Below are 13,188 nucleotides of genomic sequence, written 5' to 3' on the forward strand. Positions count from 1 at the left end.
AACGCATAAAATTAAGTTTATAAAAACTAAGATAATTAAGTATTAATATTGACACAATGAATTAAAATTAGTATAATAAACACAAGAAATGAAGGGATAGTATGGTGAATTAGTTAATATTCAGAAGATAAAGTTATTAATATGTTGAATGGGTAAAAAATGGAGGGGTAAAATGTTAGCAGAAGATACAATTGAAGACGTATTAGAAGGTCAGGAGACTAGTGGACAGACTACTATCAAGAATCCTAATTTAGAAGTAGATTTAGGTAGCAAGAAGGTCTTTCAAAGAAAAAAAGAAAGACTAGATAAAGAATCAAATATAGTTGAAGAGATATCTAAACTTAATGAGCGAAGTTCATCAGCAGTAAAGTTTGTTAATTATACTTCGCATCCAATTAGAGTTGTAAATGAAGAAGGTGATCTTGTTTTAAGTTTGGAACCGGCTAAAAGGGCAGTTAGAGTGAAGACTAGAATGGAAGATGTAGTTGACGTTGCAGGAGTACCGATAGCAACTAAGACTACTCGTAGAGTAAATAAGCTACCCCCACCTAAACCAGGAGTATTGTATGTAGTCAGTGGCTACGTAAAGAATGTATTATCTCATCGAAGTGATTTAGTGGTGCCTGATATATCATCTAAATCAATAATTCGAGATGAGAATGGAGAAGTAGAAGCTGTTCGCAGATTAAGTAGATAAATAAAAGCCTAAAATAGAAACTGTAAGGAGGAGAGATTAATGGAAGAGATAATTGAAAGTATTAACTGGTCAGAAACTTCATTAAAAGAAGGTGCTAATTTAGTAGTTAAAGAGGTTTTAGGAGCTGATTTTGATTTATTAACAGCAATTGAGAATCCAAAATCAGAAAAATCTCAACAGGTATTTAGGGTAGCCAATCAAGTTATGTTTGATTATATGATTGATGAAGATTGGGAAATTATTAAGTCAATGCAACGAGAGATTGAAGAGGGAGATAAGAATCAACAACTTAGATATAAGTATATAGAACTAGGAGATTTTATGATTATTGCAAGAAAGGTTGAACCTTTTAGACCACGTAATCTAGAAGAGAGAAAAAAGGACTGGTATGTTTTAGGGTTCTGTACTTATCAAGACTTTCCTAAACTAGAAGAGATCTATCCTAGACTGAAAGAAGAACTTAAGGACTATCAGGACTCTGAATGGGATTTACGTTTAGAAGTTGTAGGTGGTTTATTGAAGAATAGATTTTTAATTGATGTAGAAACCAAAAAGTACTGGGCTGAAAAAGGTATTAGAGTAGAGACAGTTGGCTTTGATAAAGAGGGAGGCTGGAGAAGGAAGAGTCAAGTTGTTGGTAAGCAGATGGATGAATTAAATAAAGATGTAGCTAAGATAAAAGAGAAAGGCGGGCCAACTACTCTACATGAAGCACGACTGTTGAAAATGAAAGGACAGTTTAATGATAACTGGTTAGGACAACTAAATCCTTATTATGGAGAATAATATGTGGTTAGGAGAGTTTAACCAGTTTTATGAGTAGCAGATTAGATTGATTTCCATAAAGGAGTGTGTTAAGGATGGAGATGAATTATATAGATTATTCTGATAATCTATTTGAAACTGTAGTAGATAGCAGTAAGTCTAGGGTCTATGTCTTTAATAATTATGATAGTAAATTAGAAGCAGAGAATTATTATACCAGGCCTTTTTTAGCAGAAGAGAGTTCATTTTTATTGATGTCTGAATTTAAAGAAAGATTATTTCCTAGCGATAAACTACTTTTAAAAGAAGAAAAGTTAGTTATCATTTTTTATGAACTTTTAACTGAGGAAGATAAGAAGCAGTTAAAGATCAGTGGTTATAATGATGTAATTAATTTGGCCCATGACTTTTTTAATTTCTATAGAGAGTTAGCTGAATATAAGGTTGATGAGATTAAGGGACTGAAGGGCTGGCAGCAAGAGAAGTATCAGATTTTTGAGAGGCTACGCCAGAGGTATATAGCTAAGATGGAGCAGTTAGATTATACAGACAAAATATTAACTTATAATGAGGCTAATTTTAATTTAAAATTTCTTCAGAAATTTACCGAAGTAGTCTTTGTCAGTATTCTTAGTTTTACGCCATTAGAGAAAGAGATAATAGCTAAGTTACAAACAGCAGGTCATAGAGTGCAGCTTTATAATCAGATCAAACCAGAAGACTATGATGAAGAGACTTTGCAGTTAAAGTCAGTTACTCTACCTGACAAGTTAGAACAGGAGATAGAAATCTATCAGACTAATGAAGATTTATTGCAATTGGTAACTGCTCTTACTAAAGTAGATAGAGCTGAAGATGGTTATACTATCTTGGATGCTGATCTGCAGAATAGTAATTATCATAACTTATTATCTAGTGCTAAGGTTAACATAGATCAAGATATCAGTTTTACTAAGACTAGGCTGTATCGGTTTCTAGAAACTCTTTATAATCTATTACAGAATGCTAGTCTAAGTAATGGTGAGGTTAGATTGAAGTTAGAAGATCTAGTGGAGGCCAGTTATTTAAATAGCTTTAGAGATTACTATAATTTAGGTTGGAGTGAGTTGGATGGTCTTCAGCAGTTGGCCCAAGATGATTATGTCTATTTCTGTGAAGAATTAATTACTGACCAATTAACTTCCTTTAGAGCTATATTAAAGGAGATAGAAGAGTTAAGTCAATTAAGAACTTTAAATCAGTTTTGTAGTTATTTAGAAGATATCGAGATAGAAAAGTTGAATGATAGTCAGTATAGAGATGATCTCTCTACCTTTTTTAGTTCACTAGCAGAGTTACAGTCAATTGAAGAGTTGGAGGTTGTCAGCTCCTGGGATCAATATTTTACTAATAGTCCTCAAGGCTTATTCTTATTAATACTCAATTATTTAAAGTTTAAGCAGGTTAAAAAGGTAGGTACTGGTAATGAAGCTGATATTGAAGTTAGAGATTTATTGACTAGCAGTTTTGCTCAGCGGGATCAAATTATGCTGTTAAATCTAGCTGAAGGTAGAGTTCCCTTGGCCCAGGAAGCTAATTTTTTATTAACTGACAGCCAAAGGACTCAATTAGGTTTAAAAAGCTATCAGCAGCAGCGCTTGGAGATGAAGTATAAATTCTTTCGCCATCTATTAAGCTCTAAGCAAGTGGTAATCTTTGCCATTAAAGATCAAGCTAACAATATAGCTACTAGTTCTTTTGTCGAAGAGTTGAAACTAAAGTATAATCTAACTAGTAAAGAGCTAGAGGTTACTAGTCAAGATTATCCAGAAATTATGAAGAATATCTTTAATTCTAATTCTGACTTACTGGCTAGTAATTTCAATTTAACTACTGAGGATGGAGATAAATTAAAGATAATAGCCGATGATTTCTCCAATCAAGAACTATCAATGACTTACTATAAGTATTCTACTCTAAAGCGCTACTGTAGTTATAGATTTTATTTAGATCATATTGTTGGATTAGAAGAACAGGTAGAATTTAGTAAACAGATGAGTCCGAAGATCATAGGGATACTTGTTCATCAAACTTTTGCAGAACTAATTGATAAGCTAGAAGGTAAGATTAAGGCTAATGATCTTCGATTTGATAGAGCAGTAGTTAAAGAGATATTAACTAATAAAATAGAATTATTTGATCTGAAAATTCCTGATTATTATGAACAATACTATTTAGAAGTAATGTTTAAGTCGATTGAGGAATCTATTGAGTACTTCTTTAAGATGCTATCTAATAGAGTTGAAGGAACTATCACAGATATTACTACAGAATGGCAACCCTCTCAGAATGATAAGCGAAGTTTTATTGAAAATGAAGCATTTGATATTTGCTTAAATGGTAGAGTTGATTTAATTATTGAAACAGATAAAAGTAAGCAGATTATAGATTATAAGACTGGTAGTGGAAATACAGACCAGTTAGATTTTTATCACTTACTTTATGAATCGGATTTTGAAGTAGGAGAGATAATTAATAAGAGTATGTATAATGTAATGGAGAGAAAATTTGAAAGAACTTATCCTGGCTCTGAAGAGAAGTTTGCAGAAACATTAAAGGAAGTATTAGAAGAGCAGATTGTTAATAGTCTAGAGTATCAGACTGACTTTAAGTCACGGTGTAAGAGATGTAACTATCTTGATGTCTGTCAGGAGGGATTAAAGTGATTAATATTTTAAAAGCCAGTGCTGGAACAGGAAAGACATATCGATTATCTTTAGAGTATGTAGCAGCTTTATTAAATGGAGAAGATTTTGAAGAAATAGTAGTGATGACCTTTACTCGTAAGGCTACAGCTGAGATACGAGAGCGAATATTTGAGCATTTAGCTGATATCTTAGATCAAGGTAGTGCAAGTCAAGTTTTTCAAAATTTACAGGAAGTATATGATAGTATTGAATTAGACTTAAATCAGTTAGAGACAGTCTATAGAAAAATGCTACATAATAAGGATGAAATTAAAATTTATACTATAGATAGTTTTATTAATAGTATCTTTAAACAGGCTATAGCCCCCTATCTTGATATTTATTCCTATCAGATAGTGGATGGTGAACAAAACAAGGAAGTAATAGAGCGAGTATTTAAAGGTTTACTTGATAATCCATCAGATTTTAGACTAATGGAGCAGTTTCTACTTGATAATGTAGAGCGAGATATAGATAATTACCTTACCTTAATACAGCGATTGCTAAAGAATAGGTGGAAGTTATTATTGCTTGAGGAAGAGGAGCGATCTCAGCGGAAGATAGGTAATTTGGTAGCAGAATTTGAATCTGCTGTAGATACTTTAAAGGCTATTGCTGTAGAGAAAGGGAATGATTTTTCTGAAAAATACTTTAAAAAAGATTTTCGGCAGTATCTTGACCAGGAGGGTTTGACTAGTAAAAAGGATTATATTATTAAGAATTATAAGCAGTTTTTTAAAGATAAGTTTTGGAATGGTAATAAGACACGAGGCAAGAAAGTAGCTAGTTTACGACAGGATTTAGAGGTTAGGTATGATAACTTTAGACAACAGTTAGCTAATTACTTTTATAATCAAGAGCTGATCCCCTATGAAAGAGAATTATTTAAATTATCTCAGCGAGTATTTAAGATCTATGATAGAGTTAAATTTAAAGAGAAGCTATTTACGCATGCTGATATTAGCAACTATACATATCAGTACCTCTATTCTGAAGAATTAAATTTATTGGAAGGAGAAAGTGTTAGTGATTATTTTTTTGAGCTGTTAGGTAGTGAGGTAAATAACCTCTTAATTGATGAATTTCAGGATACCAGTATCTTACAGTGGAGAATACTACAACCTTTAGTAGCTGAATGTGAGAATGTAATAGCTGTTGGTGATGAAAAACAGTCTATCTATGGTTGGCGAGGAGGAGAGAAAGAGTTATTTGCTAATTTAGAAGAGATACTAAATGGAGATAGTGAATCACTGCAGACTTCATATCGGAGCCACAAAGAGATTATTGACTTTGTAAATCGCTTTTTTGAGGGGATTTATGGTAACTGGGATTATCAGGGGGTAAATCATCTATCTAACAAAGATGGAGGATATGTTGAGGTTTTATATGGTAATCAAGAGGCCAAGATTAATACTGATACTAAAGCCTTTAGCAAGCTCAGTGAGGAAGAGCAAGAACAACTGCATCAACTTAATCAGACAATAACTGCTGATTTAAAGGCTGAAATAGCTGAGACTATCAAAGAGAACTTCAATAATTATAATGAGCTAGGGATTTTGGCCCGGTCTAATAATGAACTAGCAGAGATTGCTGATCAGTTAGATAAGGAAGGGATTCCTTATATCTTAGAAAGTAAAGATAGTTTAATCGAACATCAAGCAGTAAAGCCACTTTATTTTTTATTGACTTATCTAACTTATAATGATTACTTGGCCCTTATTAAGTTTTTACGTAGTGAGTTAGTAGGTGTCAATAATGGCTTATTAAAGTATTTGCTTCAAAATAAAAGTAAGGTTATAGAGTATCTGGCTGGTAGAGATGTAGAATTAAGAGATACTGTTTTAACTGAAGTGTTAGCTACTATTAGAGATTTAAAAGAGTTAGATTTTAATTCATTAACTAACTATCTAGTAGAAGATTTAGGTTTGCTACAGTTATATCAAGATAATGCTAGTGCACTTAAGAATATTTATTATTTCTTTGCAGAGTTAAAGAAATTTGAATCTCTAGCTAAGTTTATGGCTTATATAGAAGAGAATAAAGACAGCACAGAACTAAAACAGGTGGGAGTGCAGAATGCTAATGCAGTGCAGCTGATGACGATTCATAAAGCTAAGGGACTTTCTTTTGAGACAGAATTCTTCTACTGGAATCCTAAGTCTTATAGCAGTAGAGGAGATAACTTAAAAATTTATCTAGACTTTGATGAGCAATTTGAGCAGGTTGAAGATTATCTCCTGACTAATTCGAGATATAGTCATCTCTTTGAGTATCTTGATTTAGATTTTCAAGAGCAAGAAGAGGAGAAGGCCTTTGTCGAAGAGATTAATAACGTTTATGTAGCACTGACCCGACCAGTGAGAAATTTATTTCTTTATATTAAGGCTCCCTGTCGTTATCAACGTACCTGGGCTACTAAGGAATGGCAAGGGAAGGATTATGAAATCTATGAAGATGCAATCTTAAGAGGAACTGGCCAAGAGTTACTGAAGGATTTGGCCCAGAAAAAGACTTTTGGTGAGTTAATAGTTAATGATCAGGGGCAGGATCAACGACATATTGAATTGCCTAATCTGCAGGAGTATTTTCAAGTAGAAGAGGTTAAGGAGCTAGATAATTCACAAGACTTACAGTTGAATATAGATAAAGAGGTTAAGAGGATTAAAGGATTAGCTGTTCATTATTATTTAGAGTATATTAAGTATGCTACAGTAGAGGAGAGAGAGTATGCCCAAAGTATGGTCTTAGCCAAGTATGGCAATATACTTGGCCCGGAGAGAATAAAAGAAGTCATTACTAGAGTAGAAAGATTGATTAGTAGCCACCAAGATTACTTTAGCCAGAGATGGGATGTCTATACTGAATATCAGTTAATGGCTGGAGATGAAAGTTATAGAATTGATAGGTTACTAGTAGATCAGCAGAAGCAGGAAGTTATGATAGTTGATTATAAGACAGGAAGTACACAAGAGCAAGAGCAATTAGATAACTATGCAGCTATAGTTGAGTCTAAGTTGACTGCTGATTATGAAGTTAGTGCTGAGTTTTTAGAAGTATAGGTGAAGATTAAAGTTAATCTATTTTATAGTTAGGGCATTGTTATTCTTTTAGCAGGTAATTAAATACAAGTCTAGAAAGGATAAGATAGGATTAATAAAATTGGATTGTATAAATAGGGAGTTGATTTATAGTGGGTACAATGACAGCACAAATTTTAGTAGGTAGAGCTCATCCAAATCATGGTGGGATTAATCCGAGCCATTATCTATTTTTATCAGAGGCTTTGACCTTAGTTCCTCAAAATATCTTTCCTGAGGAAGTAGAAGATCAGAGAAGGATAACTTGGATTCCTACTAGGGAAAATATATTAGAGGATGCTTTATTAATGATTGGCCTTTATGTCTTAGAAGATGAAAGATTACTTGAACTGGCTCATGAGTATTTTACTGACTTTTCAGCTGATAGGATAGAATTACATAATGATATTGATGAAGATAAGCTTGAAGAATTATATCAGGAGTGTCGTAAGTTAGATTATCAATACAAAATTGTAATTAATGACTTTGATGATGGTAGATTACATCATAAAGTATTAGAAGAGTATTCAATGGATGTTAATCTCTGTACTCCAGATTATAAGCGTTGGTATTCTAGGTGGCAAGATGAGGTTAGAACTGAAGGAACTTTGTAATAGAATCCTTACAAGATTAGAGGTGAAAAATATATTGATTAAAAGAGTCCAATTCTTTTAAGGATTGGTCTATATTTATGTTAACTTGAAATATTTTAAAATTTAGAAAGGTAATATTATATAATATATATAAATATAGTAAATAGAATAATTATATGATAGAGAATGGGAGGTAAAGGAATGAACAAACAGAAATGGGAAGAAGAAAAGAAAAAATATATTTCTATACTAGAGAATAGTAATGAAGTTATAGAATATGTATTAAAAATAAGTAATAAAGAAGCAATTATTAATCAAGAAACTTTAGATGAAATAAGAGGGTATTATGAAAAAAATAAATTTTATTTAGAGAAATTAGAGAAAGATATATTTGAATTGGCAATTGTAGGGCTTGAAAAAGCAGGAAAAAGTACTTTTTCTAATGCGTTGATATCCAATGATGTATTACCATCTAAATCTACTAGATGTACTTTTACTTCTACTCAATTAGAGTATGGTGATGATGAAGCAATAGTTGAATTTTATGATAGAGAAGAATTTAATCAGCTTTTTAGAGAAATGTTACATAATATTAAGTATGAAAATGCTGATCAGATTAATTTTGATACTTTAGAATTAAAAGAAGTAGAATTATATTTTGATAACTTACGTGAAACAGATCCAAATCTATATAAAGCTGTTGCAAGTAAAACTGAAGAGGATATTAAAGAAATTATTAAAGGTAAAGATCAAATAGCAAGATATTTAGATAAGAGACCACGTACTTTTAAAAATAAAGAGCTTAATTCAGAAGAATTAAGAGGTTTTATAACTGATAAGACAAAGTCCCGAGCTGTAAAGAAAGTAAAAATAAAATCTTCTAAATTAAATAGTATGAAGAATATAATTATTTATGATGTTCCGGGATTTGATTCACCTACTCAAGTACATGAAGAACAGACATTAGAAAAATTAAAAAATGCTGACGGGATTATTTTAATTACAGATGTTGGTGGTACTCCTAATTTAAGGGGAACTCAACTTAACTTATTAAATAGAGAAAGTGATTACGATGGAATTAAATTAAATGAGAAGTTATTTATATTCGGAAATAAGATAGATAACGTTAATGATGAAAAGGAAGCAAAAGAGAACATAGCAGCTTTAAGGTCTGATGCAGTTGATAAACATAAAATATTAAAAGAAGATAGATTCTTTGTTGGATCTGCTTATGCTTATTTAGAAAAACAAGGTATTTTATCTTCAATTGGCGCTGAAAAAGATTTAGTAAGATTAGGTTTAAGTGATAATATAGAAAAATTAAAAGAATCATTAGAAGATTATTATCGAACAGAGAGATTCGAAATCTTAAAGAAGAGAGTTAATAGAAATATAGAAGAGATTAAACAGATTTTTAATATAGTAATAAAAAATAATAAGAAAAACTTTGATATTGAAAATATAAATTATTTAAATCGAAAATTATTATTAAATTTTATAACAGAGTCTGAGAAAAAGATTAAAGATTTATTGTCTGATTTAAGAGATAGATTAAGATCAGATATTTTAAGTGAAAGATATTTTTCTGAAAAATTACAAGATTTGATTGATAAATCTTTTGTCCAGATAACTGAGGATCAAATAGAAGAAGTTAGAAAAAAGGAAAGTGATACTTCAACGGAAGAATTTCCTGCGACTGCTGTAAATTCTTCAGTTAGAAAAGAATTATATAAAGATTTTATGGAGAAATTTACTACAATAATAGTAGATTTAGCAGATGAAAAAGCTGAAGAAATTAATGATGAAATTGTAGAGTTATTTATGCAGGATATTTTTGATATGTCTCAGGAACATATATATTATGAAGAAGTTAAAGAAGAAGTAGAAAATTTGATTCAAAAATTAACCTTTGATGTTTCTTATGATAAAAGAAGTTTTATTCAATTAATAGAGAGATTCTCTGGAGATTTATTTGATATTTTAATTAAATATCCCTTTGGTACAGTAGATAGGTTTAATAAATTTAAAGAGGCTAAAGAAGACTTTTATAGTTTAGCTATGTATCATAGCGATAAAAATTCAAATAAGCCTTATTATATGCAACCATTAGTTAATACTATATTAGCTCATAAAAAGTCTGGTACTACTTTAAATAAAATAGAAAAGAGATTATTTGATGCGTTGGATCAAGTTTCTGCAACTTCTGGATTGTTTTCAGATAAAACAGATGAACGATTTATAAATAATGTAGCTAATGAATTAGAAGATGCAGGAATGGATTTAGATATTATTCTGAAAGATATAAGAGAAGATTTAGATGAAATTAACCAGGATGAATTTTCTGATCATAGGAAAGAAATAGCTAAAACTATTATAAAAAGAAAGTTAAATAACTATTTAAATGAAGAAAACTTTATTAGTGAAGGTACTTATTTAAAAGAGATAACTAAACAATTAACTCCTGCTCAGACTAAGGATGAAGTTTTACAAGAAATTAATACAGATATAAGTCATCTAAAAGAATTGCTAAAAGAAGCAGTTATTAATGCTATTTCTTTAGAAAAGCCTTTTGTTTCTACAGTTACTAAAAAGATATATAGGTTAATAGATAAAAGTGATGGAGAAGAATTTAGTGATTTTTATTCTAAATATACTAATAAAATTCTATATGATGAGTTTTCTGAGAATGAAAGAAAAGAAGCTATTTATAAAAATAGGAAGAAAATAATTAAAAAAATAAAAGAGGCTACTAGAAAACTGGAGGTATAGGAAATGAAGGTAGAAAGAATAAAAGGAAAAGAATATATTGAAGATTCTTCTATTATAAAGGATACTCTAGATAAGAAACGCAGGAGTAAAGAAGAGTATGTATTTATCTTACAAGATGATATGCCAATCTTTGAATTTATAGAACAACTAGATCTTTCTGGATACTATATGTATATTCTAAAAGTTGCTAAAGAAATTGAATTTGATTTTAAGGTTTCATTGAAGACAGATGAAGAGCAAGTATTAAAAGAAGATGTTGAGACATTAAGTGAAGTTATAGAAGAGGTAGATGAAGATAATTTGGAGCAGTATAAGTTAGTTTTATATACTGAAGATAAAGATGTAGTTAGTGATGTTATTCAGCAGTTAATTTACTTAGACTGTGATATTGATGTTTTATTAAAGGAAGAGGAAAGAGAAAGAAAACTGATTGAATATTTTAAAAGAGAATTTAACGAACTAGAGAAGGCTGTTAAGAACTCTAGATCTGAAATTGAAGAAATAGAAGTTGAAAGTATAGAACAAGAAAAAGAAAATATTATTAATATCTTAGCAAGTATTGAAACAAATCTAGATGAAGTGGTAAATAGAGATCTACGTATATCTGTAATGGCAACTAAAAAAGCTGGTAAAAGTATGGTTGTTAATTCATTTTTAGGAGAGGAATATGCTCCAACTAGTTTGGAATTACCTACTCCTAATACATGTATTTATAAGCAAGGGAAAGAAAATGAAATTACTTTAAGGTATAATGAAAAGGAAAAAAAGTTTAATACTCCTAAAAAGATAAAAAAGTTTATTCATAAGAAGTTTAAGGAAGCACAGAATGATCAAGAAAATGGATATGCTTTAGATGATATGGAAATTGAATATGAGAATAAAGATAAAGAGAATGTTTTTTCTAATTATACTATTATTGATACTCCTGGCCCAGATTTAGCAGGAACAGAACATAAAGATATTGCGTATAAATGGATTAAAAATTCTGATGTAGTATTATTTGTTGTAGATTATACTAAACATTTAACAGATAATGAAGAAGAATTCTTAAAGGACATTAAAAAAACCTTTGAAAGATATGATAAGTTCCATTCAATGATAATTGTAGTTAATAAGTTAGATCAAATGTATACTAGTGAAGAAAGCAAATCAGCTATTAGATTTTTAGATTATTTAAGGTCTAGATTGAAGGATTTAGGATATGAAGGGATAAGAATTTTAGGCACATCAGCATTACAGTATTTTTATGCATTGAAAGCTCCTCAACTTAAGGGGTGTGAGGGATTAGATACTGATGATAATAGGGAATTAATGGATAATTTAGATATGGCAATAGCTGATTATATTGGTCAAAAAGAAATGACATTGTTAGATTTTATAGAGGGACAACTTAGAAAACTGAAAAGATTTCATGGTATTAGAGATGCTACATTAGAAACATTAAAAAAAGAGAGTGGAATGATTAGGTTAAAAGAGTTTACTAACTATATTGCAACAGAAAAAGCTAATACCGAGTCATATAAGGCTTTAATGCGTAAAATAGATGAAAAATTTTCTGAATTAAAGAATAAATTATTAATCTCTCAATTACAGAAATTAGAAGATAAGAAAGAAGAATTAGAAGAGAAGATAGATAAATTAATTGAATTTTTTGAGGATAGAAAAAAAGCTATTCAAGAAAAAGTTAGTTTTCAGGAAATTAAGTCTGAAATTGAAGGTGATATAGAACGAACTAAAAATTTCGTTGCTGAAGAATTAAAGGATGGAGTAGAATTTATAGTTGAAGAAGAAATCAAGAAGATAAAAAAAGAAAACTCAGATAAGTTGCAACAAAGGAAGAAAGGTTATAATAAAGCAGATATTATTCCTTTTGATATGAAGATTATAGAGAATAGATTCAATAATGTTTTAGGTGAATTTGAAAAAGATTTAAATAGTGAATTAGATAAAAAAGAGAAAGAACTACAAGAAATCGATATTGAAATACAGAATAAAATAAAAGAATTTAATCAAGAATTGAAGAAAGAATATAATTTAGAAGAATTTGATATAGTTTTACCAAAGCTAGATGCTTCTTTTTCACGTCCAGATGTATTTCAAGATAAAATACCTTTTGACTCAAATAAATTAAATCAGAATTTAAGAGAAGCTATAGAAAAGAAAGATGGTTTCTTTGAATTTATAAAGAGAATCTTTAGAGGTGAAAAATGGGAAGTAAACCAAGATAAATTACGAGATAAAAAGAATGAGTTACTAGGTTACTATGGAGGAAAAGCAGATGCATATACGGAAGAAAAAACTGCTAAATTAAAAAATAACGTAACTATATCTTTAGAGAATTTAAAAGAAGATTTAAATAAACAGACCAATGAAATAGTAGAAGAGTATAAGCAGATATTTGAAAATATAAAACATGATTTAAGGTTATCAAAAAAAGAGATAGATGAAAAAGTTGAATTTTTACAAGAAGTTGAAGAGAAAATAAGTGAATTTGAAATATTATGGAATGATATTCGAATTCAAAAATAAGTTAGTATAGGGAGGGATAAAAATCATATTTT

At 30.0% G+C, this 13,188-nt stretch carries 7 protein-coding genes; all 7 read left to right on the forward strand.

Annotated features, from left to right (window positions below):
* Positions 1-172: 172 nt before the first annotated feature.
* The 7 genes from HALHA_RS05340 to HALHA_RS05370 all read left to right on the forward strand — a co-directional run bounded on the left by HALHA_RS05340 (position 173) and on the right by HALHA_RS05370 (position 13,156).
* Positions 173-697: a hypothetical protein gene (locus tag HALHA_RS05340; protein ID WP_015326766.1), complete on the forward strand. Its 525-nt coding sequence runs from the start codon at positions 173-175 to the stop codon at positions 695-697.
* 39 nt (positions 698-736) lie between these two features.
* Positions 737-1,483, forward strand: a complete 747-nt coding sequence (locus HALHA_RS05345) for a hypothetical protein (protein ID WP_015326767.1) — start codon at positions 737-739, stop codon at positions 1,481-1,483.
* 74 nt (positions 1,484-1,557) lie between these two features.
* Positions 1,558-4,167 (forward strand): PD-(D/E)XK nuclease family protein, encoded by a 2,610-nt coding sequence (locus tag HALHA_RS05350; protein WP_015326768.1) that lies wholly within the window; start codon positions 1,558-1,560, stop codon positions 4,165-4,167.
* On the forward strand, positions 4,164-7,247 hold the full coding sequence (locus HALHA_RS05355; protein ID WP_015326769.1) for a UvrD-helicase domain-containing protein: 3,084 nt from the start codon (positions 4,164-4,166) through the stop codon (positions 7,245-7,247). Before HALHA_RS05350 ends, HALHA_RS05355 begins: the two co-directional genes overlap by 4 nt.
* A 131-nt stretch (positions 7,248-7,378) precedes the next feature.
* Complete coding sequence (locus tag HALHA_RS12995; protein ID WP_015326770.1) at positions 7,379-7,879, forward strand: hypothetical protein; 501 nt, start codon at positions 7,379-7,381, stop codon at positions 7,877-7,879.
* Positions 7,880-8,059: 180 nt separating this feature from the next.
* The gene (locus tag HALHA_RS05365; protein ID WP_015326771.1) at positions 8,060-10,627 is read left to right on the forward strand and encodes a dynamin family protein; all 2,568 of its coding nucleotides are present in this window, start codon (positions 8,060-8,062) and stop codon (positions 10,625-10,627) included.
* Between the two features lie 3 nt (positions 10,628-10,630).
* Positions 10,631-13,156 carry a dynamin family protein gene (locus tag HALHA_RS05370; RefSeq protein WP_015326772.1) on the forward strand — a complete coding sequence of 842 codons (2,526 nt, stop codon included), beginning with the start codon at positions 10,631-10,633 and terminating at the stop codon, positions 13,154-13,156.
* Positions 13,157-13,188 lie beyond the last annotated feature (32 nt).

Origin of the sequence: Halobacteroides halobius DSM 5150, assembly GCF_000328625.1 — a bacterium.
GTDB lineage: Bacteria > Bacillota > Halanaerobiia > Halobacteroidales > Halobacteroidaceae > Halobacteroides > Halobacteroides halobius.